The sequence below is a fragment of the Pseudomonas defluvii genome (assembly GCF_001695625.1).
Taxonomy (GTDB): domain Bacteria; phylum Pseudomonadota; class Gammaproteobacteria; order Pseudomonadales; family Pseudomonadaceae; genus Aquipseudomonas; species Aquipseudomonas defluvii.
This window is the reverse complement of sequence record NZ_MBPN01000004.1, coordinates 32,772-57,346: the sequence shown is the minus strand read 5'-3', so window position 1 is coordinate 57,346 and position 24,575 is coordinate 32,772. Positions and strand designations below refer to the sequence as shown.

Below are 24,575 nucleotides of genomic sequence, written 5' to 3'. Positions count from 1 at the left end.
GCATCGGTCATCGGTATGGGCGGTTGCAGGGTCGACGTTGTGTCGCGCCCCGCAGACGCTCCTTGAGGGGCTACACTGTGGACAGGCCTTCCGCCCACAGGAGCTGATCATGGACGACCCCGCCCAAGGCAAGCCACCGACCTTCTGGCAAATGCTGCAAAGCGTGCTGGCCGCCGCCTTCGGCGTGCAGAGCAACAAGAACCGCGCGCGCGATTTCACCCACGGCAAACCCAGTCACTTCATTGTCCTGGGTACGCTGTTCACCTTGCTGTTTATTCTGGTACTGCTGGGGTTGGTAAAACTGGCCCTGCACCTGACCGCCGCCTGAAACGCAAACCGCCCGCAGGTATCCATGCTGCAGGCGGTCTCATGCTACCCAGCGGGTGATGTCACTGATGACTGACCCAGTACACGGCTGTCACGACCACCAGGATGATCAGGCAGAGTGTCGCCCAAGCGTCGACATGACTGTCACTCTTAACCGACTTGGTTGAATTTCCCATTGCATCGCCTCTTGTAGTGGTTATGGGAATGCATGACACCTGTAGCAGTTAAGCCCAGCGATGCCCTTTGCTCAAGCCAGGTCTTTTGGCTGTTCGTCGGTTAGGGTCTGTATGAAAAGTCTTGAGACGAAGGTCAGGCAAGGCGAAAACAGCCGAGGAAGCGGAGTTTACGGGTTGTAAATGAGCATTCCGAGGCTGTTTTCAACGCAGCATCACCGAGTATCAAGGCTTTTCGTACAGAGCCTAGTAGTCCACCGGCGCCGTCAGGAATGGGTAGCGAAAACTGCGCGCCTTGCCTTCGGCGCTGAAACGATTGAAGTCCAGGCCATAGTCGGGCTCGTTGACCAGCTTCAGCCAGCGCCGGGCTCGAGCGGGATCAATGAGCTGAAGCACAGGCACCTGGTACCGATGCTGGCCATCGCGGCTGATCGGCAACCCGAGCGCATCGTCGTGCAACAACACCATGGCCCAGCCACCGAGTGTGAAATGCCCACCCATGAGTACGCTCAGGCGCCCGTCGATACGCGCCTGCAAGGCCTCTGGCGAGCTGTTGACGGCACTGAAGTAGACATCCTTGCCGGGTTTGCGCCCGGCTTCCTCGAACGCCTGCATCGCGCCAAAGGCCATTTCATCGTTAGCCGACCAGACCAGTTGGGTGTTCGGATAGCGATGCAGCAACTGACTGGCCTGCTCATACGCCCGTTCCCGACCCCAACCGCCATAGACCACCTGGCGAAGGTTCACCTCGGGGTGCTCGGCAAGCGCCCGACGCATGCCGCGCTCGCGCAGTTGCGAGGCCGGGGTGATTTTCATCCCGGAAAACGCCAGCAATTCGATTTGCTGGCCCTTCGCAGGCGCCGGCACCTGGGCAATCAATGCCGTTAGCATGCGATAGCCCGCCTCCTCGTCATTTGTGACCAGGGTCGCGATAGGTTGCGGGTATTTGTCCGGGCTGTCGGCAATGAGCCGCGTCTGGTCGGGCGTCAAACCGTTGTTGACCAGAAACAGCTTTACCCCGCTGCCACGGGACAGGCGAATGATCTCCGGCGCTATATATTGCTCATTGACCAGCACCAGGTAGTCAGGGCGCTGCGGCCCCTCCAGCACTTGCCGTGCCAGCGTCATGGCACGCGCCGGCTCACGTTCGCTGTATTCGACCCGCAACTGCATGCCAAGATCACTGGCAGCCGCTTGCATGAAGCGCGAGTAACTGAGCCAGAAAGTCTCATTGGAATACCCCGGGTTCAAAAAAACCACCGAGGGCACCTGAGCATTGGCTGCCAATGGCAGACTCAGCAACAGGCATCTAGCCAGAGCTTTCAGCATGGGGAACAGGCTCGCACAGAATAAAGCGGCGCAGTATAACGCCCCCAACCTGCCCGATGGCTAAACGCAACACAGTCTCACTTAGTCCAAATGGTTCTTTGCATATGCAAAAACTTCACTTTTGCGCATAAACACAAGCTGATATCTTTCCACAGCTCCGCTCCGGAGTGCGCGGCCGTGCGCGCGATTAGCTGCCTGCAGCCTGAAAACAGGACCCTTATGTACGTATACGACGAGTACGATCAGCGGATCATCGAGGACCGCGTCAAGCAGTTCCGTGATCAGACCCGACGCTACCTGGCCGGTGAGCTCAGTGAAGAAGAGTTTCGCCCCCTGCGCCTGCAGAATGGCCTCTATATCCAACGTTTTGCCCCCATGCTGCGGGTCGCGGTGCCCTATGGCCAGCTGACGTCGCGTCAGACGCGGATGCTGGCGAAGATCGCGCGCGACTACGACAAGGGCTACGCCCACATCAGCACCCGGCAGAACGTCCAGTACAACTGGCCGGCACTGGAAGACATTCCGGAGATTCTGGCCGAACTGGCTACCGTGCAGATGCACGCGATCCAGACCAGCGGCAACTGCCTGCGCAACGTCACCACCGACCAGTTTGCCGGTGTGGCCGCCGATGAATTGATCGACCCGCGCCCATGGTGCGAGATCGTTCGCCAGTGGACCACCTTCCACCCTGAATTCGCCTACCTGCCGCGCAAGTTCAAGATCGCCATCAACGGTTCGGTCAACGACCGCGCTGCCATCGAAGTCCATGACATCGGCCTGGAACCGGTGCGTAACGCAGCCGGCGATCTGGGTTTCCGTGTACTGGTCGGTGGCGGCCTGGGCCGTACCCCGGTGGTGGGTGCGTTTATCAACGAGTTCCTGCCGTGGCAGGACCTGCTCAGCTACCTGGATGCCATCCTGCGGGTTTACAACCGCTACGGCCGACGCGACAACAAGTACAAGGCGCGGATCAAGATCCTCGTCAAGGCGCTCACTCCAGAAGTGTTCGCCGAGAAGGTCGATGCCGAAATGGCTCACCTGCGTGGCGGCAGCACCACGCTGACCGAAGCCGAATTGCACCGCGTCGCCAAGCACTTCGTTGACCCTGAGTACAAGGCGCTGGAAAACCTCGACCACGAGCTGGCCGAACTGGAGCAGCAACACCCAGGTTTCGCCCGCTGGCGTGCGCGCAACACCCGTGCGCACAAACGCCCAGGCTACGTGGCTGTCACCCTGTCGCTGAAACCGACTGGCGTGGCCCCAGGCGACCTGACCGACAAGCAACTGGACGCCGTTGCCGACCTGGCCGAGCGCTACAGCTTCGGTCAACTGCGCACCTCCCACGAGCAGAACATCATTCTGGCCGACGTCGAGCAACGCCAATTGCACGCACTGTGGCTTGAGCTGCGCGAAAATGGCTTCGCCACCCCGAACATCGGCCTGCTGACCGACATCATCTGCTGCCCGGGCGGCGACTTCTGCTCCCTGGCCAACGCCAAGTCGATCCCGATTGCCGAGTCCATCCAGCGCCGCTTCGATGACCTGGACTACCTGTTCGACATCGGCGAGCTGGACCTGAACATCTCCGGTTGCATGAACGCCTGCGGTCACCACCACGTGGGCCACATCGGTATTCTCGGTGTGGACAAGAAAGGCGAAGAGTTCTACCAGGTTTCCCTCGGTGGCAGCGCCAGCCGCGATGCCAGCCTGGGCAAAATCCTCGGCCCTTCGTTCGCCCAGGATGCCATGCCGGATGTGATCGAAAAGCTGATCGACGTGTACGTAGAACAACGTACCGAAGACGAGCGCTTCATCGACACCTATCAACGTATTGGCATTGACCCCTTCAAGGAGCGCGTCTATGCAGCGAATCATTAAGAACAACCAGGTCGTCGACGAAACCTGGCACCTGCTGCCCAAGGACGTCACCTTGGACGAGCTGAGCAACTGCGACGACTACATCGTACCGCTGCAGCTGTGGCGCGATCACGCCCATGCCCTCAAGGCCCGCGATGGCGGCCTGGGCGTGTGGCTGGACAGCGACGAAGAAGCCGAGGAAATCGGTGAAGATGCTGACCAGTTCCAGGTCATCGCCTTGAACTTCCCGGCATTCACCGATGGCCGCAGCTACTCCAACGCACGTTTGCTGCGTGACCGGTACCAGTTCAAGGGCGAGCTGCGCGCAATCGGCGATGTGCTGCGCGACCAGCTGTTCTACATGGCCCGCTGTGGTTTCGATGCCTTCGCGGTACGTGCCGACAAGGACCCGTACGAAGCCCTGGAAAGCCTCAAGGACTTCTCGGTGACCTATCAGGCCGCCACCGACCAGCCGCTGCCGCTATTCCGCCGCCGCTGATAGCGAAAGCCCGCAGATGCGGGCAACGCTGAGTCACACCAAAACACCCTGCAAGGCCTACGCCTTCGCAGGGTGTTTTTTTTCAGGCCACCCGCGCTTCAGGACACTTGCGCTTGAGTTGTACGCAAACGCTGCAGCAGGCGCGGGCCAAACACATTGATCAACAAACCGCCCATGACCAGCAATGCGCCCCAGCACTGCACATCGCTCAATCGCTCATCCAGCAGCAGCGCCGAGGAACTGAGCCCCACCACCGGTACCAGCAACGAAAATGGCGCGACCTTGCCCGCCGGGTGACGCGACAGTAACCGGCTCCACAGGCTGTAGCCGATCATAGTGGCGACAAAGGCCAGGTATGCCAGCGAGAGGATCGAGCTCAGGCCGATACCCCGCAGCGAAGCTTCAATCAGCGCCGGCCCTTCCAGCCACCAGGACAACGCAAAAAACGGCAGCGGTGGAATCAAGCCGCCCCAGATGACCAATGCAACCAGGTCCACATTGCCGAAGCGTCGAGTGATGATGTTACCTATCGCCCAACTGGCGGCAGCACACAACGTCAGGATCAGGGCGAAAACCGGGACACTGGTACCATTTTCACTGCCAATCAACACCAGCCCACCCGCCGACACCAGCAGCCCCAGCACGCTGGCCACACGCAGGCGCTCGCCAAGAAAAATGGCGGCGAAAAACAGGGTGAAGAAGGCCTGCGACTGCAACACCAAGGACGCCAGCCCCGGTGGCATGCCGTTACCCATGGCCTCGAACAGGAAGGCAAACTGGCCCAGCGAAATCGTGGCGCCGTAGGCAATCAGCCAACGCCAGGGAAGCGCGGGACGCTTGATAAACAGAATCGCCGGAAACGCCACCAGCAAAAAGCGCAGCCCGCCCAGCAGCATGGGTGGTAGCCCATCGAGGCCCACCTTGATCACCACGAAATTGACACCCCAGGCGATGATCACCACCAACGCCAACAGCAGATCCTTGACTGGCATCCTTCCCTCGCACGCCTTGTAATATGTCGAAACAGCATAGCCTTATGCGCGGGCCCGTCATACCCGCAACTGCCACCCGATAGTCTGTTTGCGTCATCGCTGCAGCTATTCACAACCACGCAGGAAAAAGGCCCGATCGTTGCCGAGTCGGGCCCTGTTCAGCACGTTACCGCACTTACCAGAGCGGCAGGCTGTAGCTGAGGATCAGGCGGTTTTCGTCGATGTCGCTGGCAAAGCTGGAGCGGTAGGTTGCATTTCGCCATTTGATACCGACGTTCTTCAGTGGACCACTTTGAACGACATAGCCGATATCGGTGTTACGTTCCCATTCCTTGCCCTCGCCGCCTGCCGCGCCAAGCTCGATCTGATCACCTTTGACGTAGCGGGTCATGAAGGTCAGGCCGGGAATACCCCAGGCCGCGAAGTTGTAATCGTAACGGGCTTGCATGGAGCGCTCGTCCTGATTGGCGAAGTCGTTGATCTGCACCAGATTGACCAGGTAAGGGTCGGCACCCTGAACGTTGGCAAAGCCGGTATCACCGTTCATTTTCTGGTAGCTGAGACCAAAAGCATGAGCCCCCAGGGTGTAAGTGAACATGCCACTGAGCAAGGTGTTGTCGACGTTGCTGCGGCCATCATCGCTGGCATCGGCAAAACGCAGGTCAGACTTCAAGGATTGCCCTTCGGCGATGGGCAATACATGCACCAACGTCAGGAAATGCTGCTTGTACAGGTCTTCCAACTGCGCGTAGTGGTAACCCGTGCTCAGCGTCTTGCTCCAGGCGTAGGTACCACCGACGAAATCGAACTTGTCCGATGTCGCCTTGCCGGTGGTGACGATATTGCGCCGAGGGCCCTTCATCAGGGTCATGTCTTCACGGTTGGTCGAGTCGCGCTGGTTCACCTGAGTCAGGCGCCCGGCGTCGAAGGTCAGGCCACTGAGGTCCATGGAGTTCAGCCAACCACCCTCGAAGGTCTGCGGTAGCAGGCGCGAGTTGTTCGGCGTCAGCACCGGCAGCATGGGGATCAGGGTGCCGACCTTGAGGGTGGATTTCGATACCCGGACCTTGGCGGCCAGCCCCAGCTCGCTGTAGTCGTCAGGTGCCCGCTTCGACTGGGCGCCGCGCGGCAGCAAGCCGGTTGCGCCGGCACGGTCGGGGCTTGAGTCGAGCTTGACCCCGAGCAGGCCCAAGGCGTCGACACCAAAGCCTACGGTGCCCTCGGTGAATCCGGACTCATAGCGCATGATGAAACCCTGCGCCCATTCCTCACCCTTGTTCTGCGGCGCCGCATGCTGGCGGAAGTCGCGGTTCATGTAGAAGTTGCGCATCTCCACACTGGCTTTACTGTCCTCCAGAAACGCAGCGGACGCCGGTGAGCAAACGCCAATGGCCCCGGCAAGGCCAGGTAACAACAGAATGCGGGTAGAACGAATTGCGCTCATAGGTCTCTCTTCTTATTAGCGTGCTGATGCACCCGTACCAAGCCCAGACCAGCGTCTGTGCGGTATTCCCCCAGCGTTGCCTGCAACGCTGCCCTTAGAAATTGCGCCGTGCGAGTTTCAGCACCCAGCCGACGATGCCGACCCGGAACAACAGCACGCAGATGACGAAGATCAAACCGAGGATCACATGCACCCACTCACCCAGAGGCCCATTGGACAGGTAGCTCTGCAGGGTGACCACGATGCCGGCGCCGACCAGTGGGCCAAACACCGTGCCGACGCCACCGAGCAGGGTCATCAGGATCACCTCGCCGGACATGTGCCAGTGCGCGTCGGTCAACGAGGCCAGCTGGAACACCACGGTCTTGGTCGAACCGGCCAGGCCGGTCAACGCTGCGGAAATCACAAAGGCCAGCAGCTTGTGCGCCTCGACGTTGTAGCCCAGCGAGATCGCCCGTGGTTCGTTCTCGCGGATGGCCTTGAGCACCTGGCCGTAAGGTGAATGGATCGTGCGCTGGATCACGGCGAAGCCGAACACGAATACGGCCAGGACGAAGTAGTACAGGGTCAGGTTGTTGTTCAGGTCGAAGACCCCGAACAACTGCCCACGGGGCACGCCCTGCAGACCGTTCTCACCACCAGTGAACGGCGCTTGGACAAAGATGAAGAACACCAACTGCGCCAAGGCCAGGGTGATCATCGCGAAGTAAATACCCTGGCGCCGGATCGCCAGCAGGCCAAACACCAGGCCGAGCGCGGTGGACGCCAGGGTTCCGGCAAGAATGCCCAGCTCAGTTCCCAGGCCGCTGTACGCACTCAGCACGTAACCCGTGACGTAGCCGCCCGAGGCGAGAAACGCCGCGTGGCCGAACGACAACAGCCCGGCATAGCCCAGCAGCAGGTTGAACGCACAGGCAAACAGCGCAAAACACAGCAGTTTCATCAGGAACACCGGGTACACCGCCAGTGGTGCGAGCAGCGCTACGCCCAACAGCGCCAGGTAGAACCAGCGCTTGCGCCGTGCCGCCGCCTGACGACGCTCCTGTACGACATTCGGTTGCAGGACGCCAGCGCCCTGCTTGATCTCCAGACTCGTCATCGTCACACCTCTTTCCCGAACAGTCCCGCAGGACGAACCAGCAACACGAGTACCATCACCAGGAACACCACGGTATTGGCCGCCTCTGGATAGAACACCTTGGTCAGCCCTTCGATCAGGCCCATGGCCAGGCCGGTGACAATCGCGCCCATGATCGAACCCATGCCGCCGATCACCACCACGGCGAACACCACGATCAACAGGTTGGCGCCCATGGTCGGCGTCACCGAGTAGATCGGTGCAGCCAATACGCCGGCGAAGGCCGCCAAGGCAGCACCGAAGCCATAGGTCAGGGTGATCAGCAGCGGCATGTTGATGCCGAACGCCTGCATCAATTTCGGGTTTTCGGTACCCGCACGCAGGTAGGAACCCAGGCGCGTGCGCTCGATCATGAACCAGGTCGCCAGGCACACCACCAAGGCCGCTACCACCACCCAGGCGCGGTAGATGGGCAGAAACATGAAGCCCAGGTTGACGCCGCCCTTGAGTTGCTCAGGCATGGGGTAGGAGGAACCGGATACACCGAACAGTTTGACGAAGGTGCCTTCAACGATCAGCGCCAGGCCAAAGGTCAGCAACAGCCCGTAGAGGTGGTCTTCACCGGCGATGCGCCGCAACAGGCCGCGCTCGATGAGCATGCCCAGCGCGCCGACGAGTAACGGTGCCAGCACCAGGGCGACCCAGTAGTTCACACCCAGGTAATTGAGCCCAAGCACGGCCGCGAACGCGCCGAGCATGTATTGGGCGCCATGGGCAAAGTTGATGATCCGCAGCAAGCCGAAGATGATCGCCAGGCCCAGGCTGAGCAAGGCATAGAACGTCCCGTTGATCAGCCCGAGCAGCAGTTGACCGAGCAGTACGCTCAGGGGAATGCCGAATACGATAGTCATGAATTACCATCCGCTGGAAGTCCGTGACACCCGGCTGCAAGCAACCGGGCGCGTAGCCTGATTCAGTTGCCGATCAGCTTTTCGGCAGCAGTTTGCAGGTGCTTTCGGACATCGGCCGGTAGGCCTCATCGCCAGGAATGGTGCTGACGATCTTGTACAGGTCCCACTCCCCCTTCGACTCGGCCGGGGTTTTCACCTGCGCCAGGTACATGTCGTGAACCATGCGGCCGTCAGCGCGGATCTTGCCGTTCTTGGCGAACATGTCATTGACCGGGGTGGCCATCATCTGGGTACGTACCGCCTGCGCCTCGTCACTGCCGGTGGCCTTGATTGCGTTCAGGTAGTTCGTGGTTGCCGAGTAGATGCCCGCCGGAACCATGCCCGGCATCTTGCCGAAGCGTTTGTAGTAGCGCTGGGCCCAGGCACGGCTTTCATCATTCATGTCCCAGTACCAGCCCGTGGTCAGCATCAACCCTTGGGTAACGTCCAGGCCCATGGCATGAATGTCGTTGAGGAACACCACCATACCCGCCAGCTTCTGCCCGGACTGGGCAACACCGAACTGGCTTGCGGTCATCAGCGAGTTGACCGTGTCGGCACCGGCGTTGGCGAAGGCAATCACATCCGCACCAGACCCTTGGGCCTGGAGGATGTAGGAGGAGAAATCACTGCTGGGGAACGGATGGCGAACCGTGCCAACCACCTTGCCACCGTCGCTCTGGACGACCTTGGTGATGTCCTTCTCCATCGCATGACCGAAGGCATAGTCGGCGGTCAGGACGAACCAGTTCTTGCCCCCGGAAGCGAGTACCGACTTGGCCGTGCCATTGGCCAGGGCGTAGGAGTCATAGGTCCAGTGGATGTGGTTGGGCGAGCAGTATTCGTTGGTCAGGCTTGAGGCCGCCGCACCGGAGATCAGCGCCAGTTTGCCGGACTGTTCTACCACCTTGCTTGCCGCCAGCACGACCGAGGACGCCACCATCCCGGTGACCATGTCGACATTGCGCTCATCGACCCACTGACGCACGGTGTTGGCACCGACATCCGGCTTGTTAAGGTCGTCGGCGCTGAAGACCACGATTTTCTTGCCATTGACCTGACCGCCGAAATCTTCGACCGCCATGTTCAGCGCCTCCAGGCCGCCCGGGCCGGAAAGGTCACGGTAAGTACCGGACATGTCGGCCAGGTAACCAATGCGAATTTCATCGTCGCTGATCTGGGCCTGGGCAGCACCGGCGATCAGGCCGGAGGCGAGCATGGCGCAAGCAGTCTTTTGGAAAACCTTCATGTAGTTCACCCACTTTCCACAGTTATTGTTGTTGTAAAGGGCAAAGCGACCCCCGCCCGGCATGACTGACGCCACGCCGACGTAAACAGCACAGGGGTTAAACGGCGCTCAGACGCCGAGACAGCGGTTCAGCAGTTCCTGTTTCGCATCCAGCTCGGCAGCACTGATTTCCTCGACAATCTGGCCGTGATCCATCAGGTAATGACGATCGGCCAGCGGCGCCGCAAAACGGAAGTTCTGCTCCACCAGTACGATGGTCAGGCCCTTCTGCTTGAGCTTGATCAACACCTCGGCCAGCTTCTGCACGATGACAGGGGCCAGGCCTTCGGTGATCTCATCGAGCAGCAGCAGGTTGGCCCCGGTGCGCAGGATGCGCGCCATCGCCAGCATCTGTTGCTCGCCACCCGACAGGCGTGTGCCCTGGCTGAAACGGCGCTCATAAAGGTTGGGGAACATCGCGTAGATGTCGTCCAGGCTCATGCCATCGCTGCGCACCATTGGCGGCAGCAGCAGGTTTTCCTCGACGTTGAGGCTGGCAAAGATACCGCGCTCTTCAGGGCAATAACCGACCCCCAGACGCGGGATCAGGTGAGCGGCGATGCCGATGGTTTCGTTGCCATTGACCATGATCGAGCCGGTGCGGCGGCCGACCATGTTCATGATCGCGCGCAAGGTCGTCGAGCGCCCCGCGCCGTTGCGCCCCAACAAGGTGACCAGTTCACCCCGCCGTACCTGCATGTCGATGCCGTGCAGGATATGCGACTCGCCATAGAAGGCATGCAGGTCGCTGATACGCAGTTGCTCGAAATCCGGAACGTTCAGGCTGCTCATGCGTGGGCCTCCTCGAGGCAGACTGCTTCACTGCCCAGGTAGGCTTCACGCACCTGCGGATTTGCCGAAACACTGGCGTAGTCACCTTCAGCGAGGATCGAACCACGCGCCAGTACCGTAATGCGGTCGCACAACTGGCTGACCACATTGAGGTTGTGCTCCACCATCAGTACGGTGCGCCCTACTGCCGCGCGACGCACCAGGCCAATGACCATTTCAACGTCCTCGTGGCCCATGCCCTGGGTCGGCTCGTCGAGCAACAGCACGGTCGGGTCCAGCGCCAGCGTGGTCGCCAGCTCCAACGCGCGCTTGCGCCCATAGGGCAACTCGATGGTCAATGTGTCGGCATAGGGCAGCAGGTCGACGTCATCCAGCATCTGCAACGCACGCTCATTGAGGGCATCGAGGCTGCGCTCGGACTTCCAGAAATGAAACGAGTTGCGCAACTTGCGCTGCAGCGCTACCCGCACGTTTTCCACCACACTCATGTGGCCGAACACCGCCGATATCTGGAAAGAACGCACCAGACCAAGACGGGCGATTTCGTTGGGTTGCATGCCGGTGATCGGCTTGCCAAGGTAGTGGATCTCGCCACGGGTGGGCGTGAGGAACTTGGTGAGGAGGTTGAATACGGTGGTTTTGCCGGCCCCGTTAGGCCCGATCAGCGCGTGGATGTGTCCCTTCTGTACACGTAGATCTACCGAGTCGACCGCGGTGAAACCGCGAAATTCCTTGGTCAAGCCACGTGTTTCCAACACGAACTCTGGTGACATGTGTAGCCCTCTAACCTTGATTATTTTTATTGGTTATGGCGCTGCAGGTGTTCTTCCCTTTACGTAAACGCAAACACTAGACGAAGATTACCTTTACGTAAACGGTAATAACATGAAGAGCAGGAAGAAATTTTAACAGTGGCGAAATGTGACAAAAAATGTCGGGAAATGACGGGCAAAATCGGGATAAAACACTTTGCCCGTGCTGAAACGATACTTGGCTGTGATCTACGCCGTAGTTGGTTTTTCGCAGACGCGCAAACGACCTAGCTCGTTTTGCCAGACCAGTTGAACACGCCTGCCAGCGAGCCCCCTACTCCGACACCGAAGCCACCTGACAAATGGCGGTTTTCCAGGACGTATTTCTTCAAGCTCAGTTGATCCGCGTCATCCAGGCATAGCCCCGGGTTCTTGGCCAGCGCCACTTTCACAGCGCCGTACGTATCCCCAGCCAACACCACCTGCGTCGCCTTGCTCAAGCCCGGATTCCCGGCCAGGTTGAGCCGTACGCTCTGCAGCGGGTCTTTGGCCAGTAGCAACTGCACACCGTGCGCCAGCTTCGGATGCAGCGAAAGCATGATCTTCAGTGCCGCATCGGCATTCTTCAGCAACAGCTGCTGCTCGGCCTCGGTCAGTTCAGGGCGTTTGGCAAAGGCTTGCTTGATACTGCTGTCGCCATGTTCAAGCAGTTGCCGTTCTGCGCCACTCGCCAACGAAGGGTTGAGAATCAACGCCGCCACGACCGAGGTATCCTTGTCCTTGAGCAGCTGCAACTGCATGACCTCAGGCAGGGCCGGGTTGCTCGCCAGCCCTCGACGCACCTCAACCTCCGGGTCGCTCGCCAACAACTGCAGCAGCATCGGGCCTTTCACGCGACCGGCCAATTTGGCCCGCAGCTCCCTGGCAACCTGCCCGTCCTTGACCTGACGCACCAGCAGATCTTCTGGCGCGTTATCGTTCAGGCAGGCCAACGCGAGTAGTTCAACATCATAGAGCGGGCTGTTCTGTGCGATGTTGATACGCATCGTCAACAGCCGCTCAGGGCAGCGTGGGTTCTCGTAAACCGCCTTCACCACACTACGTTGCGAATCACCCGCCAGCTTCTCCAGTTGATCGTCCGGGCAATCGGGGTTGCTTGCCACTTCTTCACGTTTCACCTGATTGGGGTCTGCGGCCATCCTGATCATCTGCGCCACACTCAAGCCTTGATACTCGGACGCCGGGCGCAACTTGAGCTTCTCGAACAGCTCTTCATACTTACCAACCTGCTCGCGCAAGGTTTCCCGCAAAGGAATAGTGGACTGGATAGCCTCGGCCAAATGCGTTTGCGTCAGCGGGCTGCCAGCAATGAAGGCATTAGCCAGGGCTTCGTTGACCGCGTTCTCGATATCCGCACCACAGTAGTCACGGCACTGCTGGACAAGCTCAGGCAAGTCCAAGCCGTCCACCGGCTGGCGGGCCTTGCGCAGGTGAATCTTCAGAATATGTTCGCGCTCCACCGCGTTGGGGAAGCCGACGTAGAAAATCTCGTCGAAACGGCCTTTGCGCAACAACTCAGGTGGCAGTGCGCTGATGTCATTGGCGGTGGCAATGACGAACACCGCTCCAGTCTTCTCCTGCATCCAGGTCAGGAAGTAGCCCAGCAGCCGCGCAGTGACTTCCGAAGCATTGCCGCCGCCCATGCCGACAAAGGCCTTCTCCAGCTCATCGACCCAAAGAATGCACGGGCTGACCATCTCCGCCATGTTCAAGGCGCGACGCATGTTGTGCTCGCTTTCACCGACGTATTTCCCCAGCAGCGAGCCGATATCCAGGCGCAGCAGGGGCAATTGGAACAGGCTGGCAGCGACCCTGGCGGTCAGCGATTTACCGCAACCGGGCATGCCTGCAATCAGTACCCCTTTCGGTGCCTTGACCCCTTGCCGGGTGGCTTTGTCCAACTGCGACACAATGGCCGCACGTTGTGCCAGCCAGTGTTTGAGCTTCTCCAGCCCGCCGATGTCGTCCGGCGCTTCATCGACGCGAACCAACGCCAGTACACCGCTTTTGGCGATGATCTGTTCCTTCTCATGGAGCATAGTTTTCAACCCCTGCTCAGTCAGCACCGGCGTCTGCAGGCTGACTATCCGCAACAACCGGCCGATCTCGCTGGCGGTCAACCCGCTCAGTCCGGACACCGCCAGGTCAACCAGATCGCCTGGCAGGGTCAGTTGCCCACTGGCATCGGCCTGCGCCAGCAGCGCTTGAATGTCCTCGCGATCCGGCAGTGGAAGCGGCAACAAGGTGACTTGAGACTCGATCGAAGCAGGGATGCACACCGACTCGGACACCAGGATGACCGAACAACCGACGGCATGGCCCCGCTCGATTCGGTTGAGCAATTGTTTGAGGCGGGCAATCGCCAGGCGGTTGTTCTCCAGCGCAAGCCGCGCCCCCTTGATCAGAATCAGCGTCTGCTCCAGGTCTGCATCCAGCAACTGAAGCAGCGCATGCTCCAGCTCGGTAGTGCCAGAGTCCGGGTTGCTCAGCGGCTGTTTGTTCGTGAAGTCGACCCAGCCATGGCCCAGGTTCCACTCATGGATACGTTTGAGCCCGAGCCGCTCTTGAAGCGCGATCAGCAACTGATCGACACGGGCTTCTTCGGCGGAGTGGATGAAAATGGCGGGGGCACCGGCGCGCAACTGCGCTTCCAGTTGCGCCGAAAATACCGGTTTGTTCGTCATCGACATCACCTCAGTTGCACAACCCACCGACGAAATTCTTCACGCCATCGGCAAACGCCGACACCGCCTCCCTGATCCCCTCGCTGACTTTCCTGACGACCTTGCTGGCCACTTCGACAATCTTCCGGCCGCCCTTTTCAATGAGTGCGCCCACCGCCTTACCACCAAGACGCCCGGCAATACCGCCCAACATGCCACCCACGGCCACGCCCTGAGGGCCAAACGCTGCGCCTAGCGACATGCCCCACTGCGTGCCGAGCTCTGCGCCTTTTTCTTCGGCCATCTGCGCCAATGATCGCGCGGCCACCAGCGTGGTCTGTTCGATGGCATTAATGGCACTGTCGGCAAGGATGTCACCCTGCCCCAACTTGTACAGCGCCTTGGCCCGTTCAAGACCGGTATAGGTCGTTGCAGCAATCACCTCGACCGGCGTTTCAGCGGGCAGGCCCAGCCAACCGCGCTTGGCGGCCACCAGCACCCCGCCCGAAACGGCAACCTGTGCGCCGACGTGCTGGGCCGACTTCAGCGAGCTGTCGAAAAATGCCTGCAGGGCCTCGCTGGCCGGTGCGTTTTCCTCACCCCGCATCCAGTTCCAGGCCCGCTGGCCGAGAATGCGTGCACCGTGGCAGGAGGCATTCAGCGCCGCATTGAGCAGCGCCTGATTGTTGATCTCCTTGCTGACCGCCAGACGGGCGTTGTCGTCCCAAATACTTGGGCGCAGCGCTTCACTGGGCAGCGTGGTCTGGCGGATGTCCGGCTGCATCCCCGGCAACAGCGCAGCATTGGCCGAATGCAGCATCCCCTGCACCTGAGCGGCGTAGTCCGGCAGGTTAAGGTCGGGGTTACGCTGGGCGTCCTGCTCCAACTCCCTGGTCAGCCAGTTGGTCGCGCTTTTGCCCATGTCCAGGTGCTGCTGCAGCGTGGCCTTGTGCTGGTTTGTGCGGGTTACCGAATCAATGAGCACCTGCGCGACACGTTCAGCCTCAGCCTTGTTCGCCCACAGGTCTGGCTGCTGGTTGAACTCGTGCACCAGCCACTGCGCCAGCGGCATCTCATGACGGTGCTGATCATAGGAGCGGATGAACCGGCAGATCACCTCGATAGCCTTGGGTGCACTGCTCACGTCCGCGAATGCCGCATCGCTCAGAACATCCGCCTGCTGTTCGTAAACAGCATCGTCTTGAGGAGAATTTGCACAAACATTAGGCATGACGGGTCCTTGTGGCTGGCTCATGGCAGCGTGTCCTGAGGTTTTTTAAACGTGCGGGTATGGGAAAGGGGCCGTGGCAAGCAGGCATCACGGCCAGCGATCAGTCGAGGTTACGCTCCCAACTTTCTTGATCTTCGCGATCAAATTCATCCCACTCGGCGTCGTCGTCTTCGCTATCGTCGTCATCGGCGTGGTCGAACAGCGGGTTGGCTTCAGCCTCTACCGCGTCGAAGTCTTCATCGAACTCATGATCGAGCAGGTGATCGTGCTCGGGTTCGTGAATATCAATCTCGTCGTTCATGAAGGGTTCCTGCATTGAGCCAATACATCCAAGGCGCCTGTATAGGCGTGCTTGGCGTAATCGTCAATGGTCCGTTTCAGGAACCCCCGCGCTCAGGGTTTGATCTTCTTCAATTCGTTCAGCAAGCCCATCAGTTGGTCGAGTTTCTCTTCACCGAACTGACGCTGGATCTCCTGGTAGTTACGCTCCATCTGCTCGCTCATTTCCAGGAAGCACTGATGGCCCTGCACGGTCAGGCTGATGAAGATACGCCGCTGGTCTTCCGTGGATTTGCGCCGTGACACCAGGCCGTCACGCTCCAGGCGCTTGAGCACACCACTCATGCTTGGCTTGAGAATACACGCCAGGTGCGCGAGTTGATGGCTTTCAAGCTCGCCCTGCTGACGCAGGATACGGATGACCCGCCATTGCTGCTCGGTCAGGTCTTGTGCGTTCAGCGCCGGGCGGAAAAAGGACATGGTCGCTTCACGTGCCTGAAGCAACGTGAGGGTCAGGGAAGGTCTGGGAATAGCCATGATTGAGTTAAACAATGAATGAGGTGGCAGTTTAAGGGTGCCCCGAAGTTGCAGCAAGGGCACCTGCGAAAAATAAACATGTTAACAAAATACAAATTGTTACCCACTAGAACCTTGGCGACCTCCAGGGGCACTCCCCGGCTGGAACTGGCCTGCCAACCCGGAACACGCCTCGCCACGCCCCAGATAGATCAGCAGGAACGCACCAAGGCTGGCAACACCGGCAGCCGCCATGGCCAGGCACATCGGCAATGGCGTGCCATTGGCGAAGTAGCTGACCAGCGCACTGAAACCGGCGCCACAGGCAAACTGCCCAGACACCGCCAAACCAGCGGCGGCGCCAGCCTGCTGAGGGTACAGGGCCAATAGACGCGCCACGCTGTTGGCACCCAGTAGCCCGGTAACGCTTACATACACGAGGATGCACGTCGCCATTGCCGCCAGACCGGCCACCCCGGTGAAGCCGACCACAGCCAAGGCCACCCCCGAAAGCGCCGCCAACACCGCGCCTACGCCCAGCATCGGTAGCGTTCCCACCCGCGTGACCAGCCGTGCGTTGACGAAGGTCATGACGATGATTCCAGCGATGTTCATCCCGAACAGCCACGCGTAGTCACTTGGCGAGACGCCAAAATACTCCACATAGACGAACGGTGAGGCGGTGATGAAGGCAAACATCCCGCCAAAGGAAAACCCCATGCACAGCATGCAGCCCAAGGCCCGACGTTGCGTGCCAATGTGCCAGTAGGCAGCAAACGCAGCGCCCACTGAACGGCCACGGCGGCTGGCCGGGTGGGTTTCCGGGATCCAGCGCAGCGACGCCAACAGGCACAGCACCGAGAACAGCAGCAATGCGCCGAAGATACTGCGCCAACCACTCAGGCTCAGCAGCGCACTGCCCGCCAGCGGTGCCGCCAGGGTGGCGATCATGGTCACCAGGTGCATCAACGACAGCGCTCGCGCAGCCTGATTCAGCGGATACAGGTCCCTGACAATAGCCCTGGCCAGCACCGAGGCTGCGGCACCACCCAACGCCTGAAAGAAACGCCAGGCGATCAACTGCTCAACACTGGATGCGGCCATGCAGCCGACACTGGCCAGCAGGTACAGTGCCAGGCCGGCCAGCAGAATCGGGCGGCGACCAAAGCGGTCTGAAAGCGGCCCGTAAAACAACATGCCGATGCACAAACCGAGCAGAAAAACGCCGATGGTCATTTGCACCTGCGTCTGGCTGGCCGCCAGGCTATTGGCGATCTCCGGCAAGCTGGGCAGGTAGGTATCGATCGACAACGGGGCAAAGGCGACGAGCGCAGCCAGCAGCACAAGCAAGCGATCAGGACGGGCAACAGTAGTCATGGGCACACAGACACCGACGAACAGGGATGAGAACGTTAGCATATTAACTATGCTACTGAAGAGCCCTACCGTCTACCCGTCATGAAAAGTGCAATACATCACCCGGAAAAGCCATTTCCGCGCAGCCCTGCAGGCGCAACCATCGGCCAATAAAAAAGGCAGAGGCGCCATGCACTCCCTATCGCAAGCCCACCTGACGCTGCCGGTACTCGCCTGGCGTGATTTGCGCGTAACGCTGGAAAAACCGGCTGAAGTACGCCGGATCCTTGAAGCCCAGCTGATAACAGATCTCGTTGGCCGAACTGCCGGTAAACAACAACAGCCGCTTCGCCTCCTGCATGACCCGCTCCAACACCAAGCGCTTGGACGGCAAGTCAGCGATGCGTCGGCATACGTCATTGAGCCGCGCCTCGGTCACGCCGATGGCCGAAGCATAGGCCGACAGCGCCCAGTGCTCGCGGTAATGGCGCTCGATCAACTCATTGAAGCGGTGGAAGATCTGCAAGTCTTCGTGCCGAGCCGGTGTTGCCTCAAGCGAATTGGCGCACAGCCGCAGCAGGCTGATCATGATCAAGCGCGTCAGGCTCGACAGTGCCGAAGCGTGGCCGGGCAACGACTGACTGTTTTCTTCGCGCAATGTCTCGAACAGGAACTCCAGGCGACGCGCCTCGTCCTGGTACGGCCCCGACAGCCGACCGAGGGCCACGCAGGCAGCCGGCAAACGCGGCCCCGGAATCAAGCCGGGCTCTGCCTCCATCAGTTGCCAGACCAGTTGCTGGCGCACGGTCAGGACATGGCCATCGGCATCGGCCTCGGTGACAAACGAGTGCGGAATGGTCGGCGGCGTGAGGAAGAACATCGGCCCCGCCTCCACGTACTGCTGGTCATCCAGATAAACCCGCACCGTACCGCTCTTGACGTAGTGCACCTGAACAAAGCGGTCGTGCCGGTGCACCGGCATGTTGCGGCCGAAAAAGCCGGCGAGATTACCCAGCTTGTCGTAATGCACTTCGCTATCGCTGTACCGCTGGTCGTACACCTTGCCGATGTTGATGTTTGGAATCGGATGGCGATCTTTCATCGCGGGCTACTCATGCTGTTCTTGGTCGCCACGCTGGACCTGTTCGCACGTCACGCGGCGTTTGCCCATCGTACCACTGCCACGGTAAAGGCCGGCACGATGGCAAATATCTTGACGGTCGTTAACATATTAATTATAACGATAACACATTAACAAATAGACGCAGGGCAGCCCATGTCCTGCCCCTGCCAGGAGAAAAGCATGAGCCGTGCCCTGCATGACGTTGCGACCGGCACCTTGTTCGGCGTTGCACTGAACTATCAGGGGCTGCTGAATCAGCACCTCGCCGCCTTTAACGAGCCGCCCTACAAGCAACCGCCGGTCAAACCGGTGTTGTTCGTCAAGACCCCCAACACCCGTAACCAGCATGACCATGCAGTGGTTTACCCCCAAGGCATCGAGCACCTGCAACCAGGCCCCGCGCTGGGCGTGGTCATCGGCAAGGACGCCAGCCGCGTCAGTGTCGAAGACGCGCTGGACTATGTGGCCGGCTACACCATCGTCAACGAATTCAGCCTTCCGGAAGACAGCTACTACCGCCCTGCCGTCAAAGCCAAATGCCGTGATGGTTTCTGCTCGTTCGGCCCGGAGCTGGTGCCGACCTCGCAGGTCGCCAACCCTCAGACGCTCGACATCAAGCTCTGGGTCAACGGTGAACTGCGCCAGTCCAACAGCACCGCCAACTGTGTCCGCTCGGTGGCGCAGCTGATCGCCGAACTCAGCGAGTTCATGACCCTGCATGAAGGTGACCTGCTGATCACCGGCACCCCTGAAGGCCGTGTCGATGTACTGCCTGGCGACCGGGTCGAAGTCGAAATCAGCGGCCTGGGCCGCCTCGTTAACCACATCGTGGCCGAGTAAGAGGAGCCCTCATGAAACACGCCCGTATCCGCTTTGAAGACGAGGTTCACCTCGCCACGGTCGACGCCGACAACGTCCTGCACCTGGCCGATGGTCGCCGTATCAACGAAGACCAGGTCGAGTGGCTGCCACCGGCCACCGGCAGCATGTTCGCCCTGGGCCTGAACTATGCCGACCACGCCGCCGAGCTGGCTTTCGCACCGCCGACCGAGCCACTGGCCTTCATCAAGTCGCCCGGCACCTATACCGGCCATAAACAGACCACCTGGCGCCCGGACAACGTCGCCTACATGCACTACGAGTGCGAACTGGTAGCGGTGATCGGCAAACCGGCACGCAACGTCAAGCGCGAAGACGCCCTGGCGTACCTGGCCGGCTACACCGTGTGCAACGACTACGCGATCCGCGACTACCTCGAGAACTACTACCGCCCCAACCTGCGGGTGAAGAACCGTGACGCGACCACCCCGGTCGGCCCATGGATCGTCGATGTGGCGGACGTACCAGACCCAAGCAACCTGACACTGCGCACCTGGATCAACGGCGAGTTGAAACAGGAAGGCAGCACCCGGGACATGATTTTCGACATCCCCTACCTGATCGAATACTTCTCCAGCTTCATGACACTGCAGCCGGGCGACATGATCGCCACCGGCACACCTGAAGGCCTGGCCGATGTCGTGCCAGGCGATGAGGTGGTAGTTGAAGTCGAGGGCGTCGGTCGCCTGGTCAACCGCATTGTCAGTGAAGCTGACTTCTTCAAGAACAAAAAGGCTTGAACACCATGATCAAACACTGGATCAACGGCCGCGAGGTCGAGAGCAAAGACACCTTCGTCAACTACAACCCGGCCACCGGCGAGGCCATCGGTGAAGTCGCCAGTGGTGGTGCTGAAGAAGTCGCGCAGGCCGTTGCCGCCGCCAAGGAAGCGTTCCCGAAATGGGCCAACACCCCAGCCAAGGAACGTGCGCGGTTGATGCGCAAACTCGGCGAGCTGATCGAGCAGAACGTGCCACACCTGGCCGAACTGGAAACCCTGGATACCGGCCTGCCGATTCACCAGACCAAGAACGTGCTGATCCCGCGCGCCTCGCACAACTTCGATTTCTTCGCTGAAGTCTGCACCCGCATGGACGGTCACACCTATCCGGTCGACGACCAGATGCTCAACTACACCCTGTACCAGCCAGTGGGTGTATGCGGCCTGGTGTCGCCGTGGAACGTGCCGTTCATGACCGCCACCTGGAAGACGGCGCCGTGCCTGGCACTGGGCAACACCGCCGTCCTGAAGATGAGCGAACTGTCGCCACTGACCGCCAACGAGCTGGGTCGCCTGGCCGTTGAAGCCGGCATTCCCAACGGCGTGCTGAACGTGATCCAGGGCTACGGTGCCACCGCAGGCGACGCCCTGGTTCGTCACCCGGATGTGCGCGCCATCTCCTTCACCGGCGGCACCGCCACCGGCAAGAAGATCATGCAGACCGCCGGTTTGAAGAAGTACTCCATGGAGCTGGGCGGCAAGTCGCCGGTGCTGATTTTTGAAGATGCCGACCTTGAGCGCGCACTGGATGCGGCACTGTTCACCATCTTCTCGCTGAACGGCGAGCGCTGCACCGCGGGCAGCCGGATCTTCATCCAGGAAAGCGTGTACCCGCAATTCGTTGCCGAGTTCGCCGCCCGTGCCAAGCGCCTGATTGTCGGCGACCCGCAAGACCCGAAAACCCAAGTAGGCTCGATGATCACTCAAGCCCACTACGACAAGGTCACCGGCTACATCAAGATCGGTATCGAAGAAGGCGCCACCCTGCTCGCCGGTGGCCTGGAGCGCCCGGCCAACCTGCCGGCGCACCTGAGCCGCGGCCAGTTCATCCAGCCGACGGTATTCGCGGACGTGAACAACAAGATGCGCATCGCCCAGGAAGAGATCTTCGGCCCTGTGGTCTGCCTGATCCCGTTCAAGGACGAGGCCGAAGCACTGCAACTGGCCAACGACACCGAGTACGGCCTGGCCTCCTACATCTGGACCCAGGACATCGGCAAGGCCCACCGCCTGGCGCGTGGCATCGAAGCGGGCATGGTCTTCATCAACAGCCAGAACGTGCGTGACCTGCGCCAGCCGTTCGGCGGCGTGAAGGGTTCCGGTACCGGGCGTGAAGGCGGCCAGTACAGCTTCGAAGTGTTCGCCGAGATCAAGAACGTGTGCATTTCCATGGGCAGCCACCACATTCCACGCTGGGGCGTCTGATACCTGCACGGGAGCCGCCGTTGTTGGCGATAACGACAGCACCCTGTATAGGGTGAGCACCGCGTCGGCAAGGCCGGCTCCTACAACGCACAACAAGAACAATTTTCAGGAGTTTCATCATGGGCGAAGTCGTCCTGGCAGCCAAAGTCTGTCATGTGCCATCGATGTACCTTTCCGAACTGCCGGGCAAACACCATGGCTGCCGTGAAGCCGCCATCGCCGGCCACAAGGAAATTGGCCGCCGCGCACGCGAACTGGGCGCCGATACCGCCGTCGTGTTCGATGTGCACTGGCTGGTCAACAGTGCCTACCACGTCAACTGTGGCGAACACTTCAAGGGTATCTACACCAGCAACGAGCTGCCGCATTTCATCAAGGACATGCACTTTGAGTACCCCGGCTGCCCGGAACTGGGTGAACTGATCGCCGCCGAGGCAAATGCCACCGACGTGCGCACCCTGGCCCACAACATTCCAAGCCTGGAGCTGGAGTACGGCACCCTGGTGCCCATGCGCTACATGCACATGGACGTTCCGGACGAACAGAAATTCAACGTCGTTTCGGTTGCGGCCTGGTGCGCCTGGCATCGCCTGGAAGACAGCTTCACATTCGGCGCCGCCGTACGCCGGGCCATTGAAAAGAGCGACCGTAAGGTACTGGTGCTGGCCTCCGGCTCGTTGTCACACCGTTTCTCGGACGACCGCAACGCTGAAGCGAACATCCACAACTGGACCCGCGAGTTCGACAAGCAGATGGACATGCGCGTGGTCGAACTGTGGAAGCAAGGCCGCTTCAAGGAGTTCTGCGCCATGCTCCCGGACTACGCCGCGCACTGCTTTGGCGAAGGCGGCATGCATGACACCGCGATGCTCCTGGGCCTGCTCGGTGGTGCCGACTACAACAAGCCTGTCGAGGTGCTCACCGAGCCGTTCGGCAGCTCTGGTACCGGCCAAATCAACGCCATCTTCCCGGTTTAACGTAGCGCAAGCCTTGAGCAACAGGCTCAAGGCTGCCCGGCGCAGAGGAGTTCCCATGCCGCATTTCATTGCCGAGTACACCGACAACCTCGAAGAGCAGGCTGACCTGCCCGGCCTGTTCGAGAAGGTTCATGCCACCTTGGGCGCCAGTGGCGTGTTCCCACTGGGCGGCATCCGCAGCCGTGCCGTTCGCCTGGACACCTGGCGCATGGCCGATGGCAAGCATGACTATGCCTTCGTGCACATGACCCTGAAAGTCGGCCATGGCCGGGACCTGGCCACCCGCCAGCGTGTCGCCGAAGCCCTGTTCGAGGTGATCAAGGCGCACTTTGCGCCCCTGCAGGCCGAACGCCTGCTGGCCTTGTCCTTCGAGATGATCGAGCTACACGAGGTCCTGAACTTCAAGGAAAACAACGTCCACGCGTTCCTCAAATCACAAGGCAACTGACCTCGTTGCCTTTACCCCTGATCTCTCTAATAAAAAGCACAAGATCATGAACACAGCCCATAGCGTTCAAGGCATCACCGCCGCTACCCAGGACCGTACCCACAGCATCGTCACCTGGCGACTGATGCCCCTGCTGCTGATTTGTTACCTGTTTGCCCACCTCGACCGCATCAACATTGGCTTCGCCAAGATGCAGATGAGCACCGACCTGCACTTCAGCGATACCGTCTACGGTTTCGGCGCAGGCCTTTTCTTTGTCGCCTACGCACTGTTCGGCGTACCCAGCAACATGGCCCTGGACCGGGTTGGCCCGCGCCGCTGGATCGCCACCCTGATGGTGGTCTGGGGCATGCTCTCCACCGGCATGCTGTGGATCGACAGCGCGAGCGGGTTCTACGTACTGCGCTTCCTGCTGGGTGTAGCCGAAGCAGGCTTCTTCCCCGGCATCCTGGTCTTTCTCAACCGTTGGTACCCGGCCGGGCGCCGTGCGCAGGTCACCGCCTTGTTCGCCATTGCCGTACCGATGGCCGGGGTGATTGGCGGCCCGCTGTCGGGCGGTATCCTCGAGCGTTTCCATGAGTTTGCCGGGCTGCGTGGCTGGCAGTGGATGTTCCTGATCGAAGGCGCGCCTGTCGTACTGCTGGGCCTGATCGTACTCAAGTGCCTGCCTGACAGTTTCGAGACCGTGAACTGGCTGTCCGACGAGCAGAAACGTCAGTTGCGCGAACAGCTCAGCCATGAAGAGCAACGCAAGTCCATCACCTCGTTCTCCGGCATCCTCAAGGACTCGCAGGTCTGGCTACTGGTCGCCGTGTACTTCGCAGTGATGCTGGCGGTCAACACGCTGGCGTTCTGGATGCCCACCCTGATTCACGGCGCCGGCATCGGCAGCGACGGCAAGGTCGGCCTGCTCAGCGCCGTGCCCTACCTGTTCGGCTGCCTGTTCATGATCGCCTGCGGACGCTCTTCGGATCGTCACCGGGAGCGCCGCTGGCACCTGTGCGTACCGCTACTGATGTCGGCACTGGGGATCGCAGTCGCCGGCCTGGCACCCACCAATCCGGTCATGGTGCTCAGTGGCCTGGTTGTCGCCGGTATGGGGGCCAGTGCCGCCTTACCGATGTTCTGGCAGTTGCCACCGGCATTTCTTTCCAACAGTACCCAGGCGGCCGGCATCGCCCTGATCAGTTCGTTCGGCAGCATCGCCTCGTTTCTTGCGCCTTACCTGATCGGCTGGATGCGCGACACCACGCACAGCGCCAGCCTGGCCTTGTATGTACTGGCGTTGTTCATCGCTCTGGGCGGTTTCCTGGTGCTGCGCACCCGGGCTGCCATCGTTAATCCACAGTAAGAGAG

Annotated in this window: 23 protein-coding genes; 9 read left to right on the top strand and 14 right to left on the bottom strand. The window is 60.4% G+C overall.

All coding sequences use genetic code 11. The features are described 5' to 3' along the window. Nucleotides 1–109: 109 nt before the first annotated feature. Nucleotides 110–328 carry a DUF2970 domain-containing protein gene (locus EKA13_RS01910; RefSeq protein WP_065757851.1) on the top strand — a complete coding sequence of 73 codons (219 nt, stop codon included), beginning with the start codon at nucleotides 110–112 and terminating at the stop codon, nucleotides 326–328. Between the two features lie 418 nt (nucleotides 329–746). On the opposite strand, the gene EKA13_RS01905 is transcribed toward EKA13_RS01910, so the two are convergent. Continuing rightward, nucleotides 747–1,829, bottom strand: a complete 1,083-nt coding sequence (locus EKA13_RS01905) for an ABC transporter substrate-binding protein (RefSeq protein WP_065757850.1) — start codon at nucleotides 1,827–1,829, stop codon at nucleotides 747–749. 219 nt (nucleotides 1,830–2,048) lie between these two features. Here EKA13_RS01905 and EKA13_RS01900 point away from each other — a divergent pair, with 219 nt between their 5' ends. Beyond that, nucleotides 2,049–3,707 (top strand): nitrite/sulfite reductase, encoded by a 1,659-nt coding sequence (locus EKA13_RS01900; RefSeq protein ID WP_065757849.1) that lies wholly within the window; start codon nucleotides 2,049–2,051, stop codon nucleotides 3,705–3,707. Further along, nucleotides 3,691–4,185 (top strand): DUF934 domain-containing protein, encoded by a 495-nt coding sequence (locus tag EKA13_RS01895; RefSeq protein WP_065757848.1) that lies wholly within the window; start codon nucleotides 3,691–3,693, stop codon nucleotides 4,183–4,185. The genes EKA13_RS01900 and EKA13_RS01895 overlap by 17 nt, the downstream gene beginning before the upstream one ends. Before the next feature lie 98 nt (nucleotides 4,186–4,283). Here the strand turns inward: EKA13_RS01895 and EKA13_RS01890 are convergent, their stop codons facing one another. The 13 genes from EKA13_RS01890 to hpaA all read right to left on the bottom strand — a co-directional run bounded on the left by EKA13_RS01890 (nucleotide 4,284) and on the right by hpaA (nucleotide 18,688). After that, the gene (locus EKA13_RS01890; RefSeq protein WP_065757847.1) at nucleotides 4,284–5,177 is read right to left on the bottom strand and encodes an EamA family transporter; all 894 of its coding nucleotides are present in this window, start codon (nucleotides 5,175–5,177) and stop codon (nucleotides 4,284–4,286) included. Between the two features lie 175 nt (nucleotides 5,178–5,352). After that, on the bottom strand, nucleotides 5,353–6,621 hold the full coding sequence (locus EKA13_RS01885) for an OprD family porin (RefSeq protein WP_065757846.1): 1,269 nt from the start codon (nucleotides 6,619–6,621) through the stop codon (nucleotides 5,353–5,355). Between the two features lie 94 nt (nucleotides 6,622–6,715). After that, nucleotides 6,716–7,720 carry a branched-chain amino acid ABC transporter permease gene (locus EKA13_RS01880; RefSeq protein ID WP_065757845.1) on the bottom strand — a complete coding sequence of 335 codons (1,005 nt, stop codon included), beginning with the start codon at nucleotides 7,718–7,720 and terminating at the stop codon, nucleotides 6,716–6,718. A 2-nt stretch (nucleotides 7,721–7,722) separates the two neighbouring features. Next, entirely contained in the window at nucleotides 7,723–8,610 is an 888-nt protein-coding gene (locus EKA13_RS01875) for a branched-chain amino acid ABC transporter permease (RefSeq protein WP_065757844.1), read from the bottom strand. A gap of 73 nt (nucleotides 8,611–8,683) precedes the next feature. Further along, nucleotides 8,684–9,898 (bottom strand): ABC transporter substrate-binding protein, encoded by a 1,215-nt coding sequence (locus EKA13_RS01870; RefSeq protein WP_065757890.1) that lies wholly within the window; start codon nucleotides 9,896–9,898, stop codon nucleotides 8,684–8,686. 108 nt (nucleotides 9,899–10,006) lie between these two features. Next, nucleotides 10,007–10,729 (bottom strand): ABC transporter ATP-binding protein, encoded by a 723-nt coding sequence (locus tag EKA13_RS01865; RefSeq protein ID WP_065757843.1) that lies wholly within the window; start codon nucleotides 10,727–10,729, stop codon nucleotides 10,007–10,009. Beyond that, nucleotides 10,726–11,502 carry an ABC transporter ATP-binding protein gene (locus EKA13_RS01860; protein WP_065757842.1) on the bottom strand — a complete coding sequence of 259 codons (777 nt, stop codon included), beginning with the start codon at nucleotides 11,500–11,502 and terminating at the stop codon, nucleotides 10,726–10,728. Before EKA13_RS01860 ends, EKA13_RS01865 begins: the two co-directional genes overlap by 4 nt. Nucleotides 11,503–11,768: 266 nt before the next feature. Continuing rightward, nucleotides 11,769–14,225: an AAA family ATPase gene (locus EKA13_RS01855; protein WP_065757841.1), complete on the bottom strand. Its 2,457-nt coding sequence runs from the start codon at nucleotides 14,223–14,225 to the stop codon at nucleotides 11,769–11,771. Nucleotides 14,226–14,235: 10 nt separating this feature from the next. Continuing rightward, on the bottom strand, nucleotides 14,236–15,435 hold the full coding sequence (locus EKA13_RS01850) for a hypothetical protein (protein ID WP_065757840.1): 1,200 nt from the start codon (nucleotides 15,433–15,435) through the stop codon (nucleotides 14,236–14,238). A 100-nt stretch (nucleotides 15,436–15,535) separates the two neighbouring features. Beyond that, on the bottom strand, nucleotides 15,536–15,736 hold the full coding sequence (locus tag EKA13_RS01845; RefSeq protein WP_065757839.1) for a hypothetical protein: 201 nt from the start codon (nucleotides 15,734–15,736) through the stop codon (nucleotides 15,536–15,538). A 92-nt stretch (nucleotides 15,737–15,828) separates the two neighbouring features. Further along, nucleotides 15,829–16,251 carry a homoprotocatechuate degradation operon regulator HpaR gene (gene hpaR / locus EKA13_RS01840; RefSeq protein ID WP_083199727.1) on the bottom strand — a complete coding sequence of 141 codons (423 nt, stop codon included), beginning with the start codon at nucleotides 16,249–16,251 and terminating at the stop codon, nucleotides 15,829–15,831. A 99-nt stretch (nucleotides 16,252–16,350) separates the two neighbouring features. Next, nucleotides 16,351–17,607 carry a Bcr/CflA family multidrug efflux MFS transporter gene (locus EKA13_RS01835; RefSeq protein WP_065757837.1) on the bottom strand — a complete coding sequence of 419 codons (1,257 nt, stop codon included), beginning with the start codon at nucleotides 17,605–17,607 and terminating at the stop codon, nucleotides 16,351–16,353. 178 nt (nucleotides 17,608–17,785) lie between these two features. Continuing rightward, the gene (hpaA, locus tag EKA13_RS01830; protein WP_065757836.1) at nucleotides 17,786–18,688 is read right to left on the bottom strand and encodes a 4-hydroxyphenylacetate catabolism regulatory protein HpaA; all 903 of its coding nucleotides are present in this window, start codon (nucleotides 18,686–18,688) and stop codon (nucleotides 17,786–17,788) included. Between the two features lie 201 nt (nucleotides 18,689–18,889). Between hpaA and EKA13_RS01825 the strand changes: the two genes are divergently transcribed. The 6 genes from EKA13_RS01825 (at nucleotide 18,890) to EKA13_RS01800 (ending at nucleotide 24,570) form a co-directional block, all read left to right on the top strand. Next, nucleotides 18,890–19,549: a fumarylacetoacetate hydrolase family protein gene (locus tag EKA13_RS01825; protein WP_065757835.1), complete on the top strand. Its 660-nt coding sequence runs from the start codon at nucleotides 18,890–18,892 to the stop codon at nucleotides 19,547–19,549. An 11-nt stretch (nucleotides 19,550–19,560) separates the two neighbouring features. Continuing rightward, nucleotides 19,561–20,328 carry a fumarylacetoacetate hydrolase family protein gene (locus EKA13_RS01820; protein WP_065757834.1) on the top strand — a complete coding sequence of 256 codons (768 nt, stop codon included), beginning with the start codon at nucleotides 19,561–19,563 and terminating at the stop codon, nucleotides 20,326–20,328. Nucleotides 20,329–20,333: 5 nt separating this feature from the next. Beyond that, complete coding sequence (gene hpaE / locus EKA13_RS01815) at nucleotides 20,334–21,794, top strand: 5-carboxymethyl-2-hydroxymuconate semialdehyde dehydrogenase (RefSeq protein WP_065757833.1); 1,461 nt, start codon at nucleotides 20,334–20,336, stop codon at nucleotides 21,792–21,794. 119 nt (nucleotides 21,795–21,913) lie between these two features. Next, nucleotides 21,914–22,771 carry a 3,4-dihydroxyphenylacetate 2,3-dioxygenase gene (hpaD, locus tag EKA13_RS01810; protein WP_065757832.1) on the top strand — a complete coding sequence of 286 codons (858 nt, stop codon included), beginning with the start codon at nucleotides 21,914–21,916 and terminating at the stop codon, nucleotides 22,769–22,771. A 55-nt stretch (nucleotides 22,772–22,826) separates the two neighbouring features. Further along, a complete protein-coding gene (locus EKA13_RS01805) occupies nucleotides 22,827–23,219 on the top strand; it encodes a 5-carboxymethyl-2-hydroxymuconate Delta-isomerase (RefSeq protein ID WP_065757831.1) in 393 nt (130 codons plus the stop codon). 46 nt (nucleotides 23,220–23,265) lie between these two features. Continuing rightward, nucleotides 23,266–24,570 carry an MFS transporter gene (locus tag EKA13_RS01800; protein ID WP_065757830.1) on the top strand — a complete coding sequence of 435 codons (1,305 nt, stop codon included), beginning with the start codon at nucleotides 23,266–23,268 and terminating at the stop codon, nucleotides 24,568–24,570. Nucleotides 24,571–24,575: the final 5 nt, after the last annotated feature.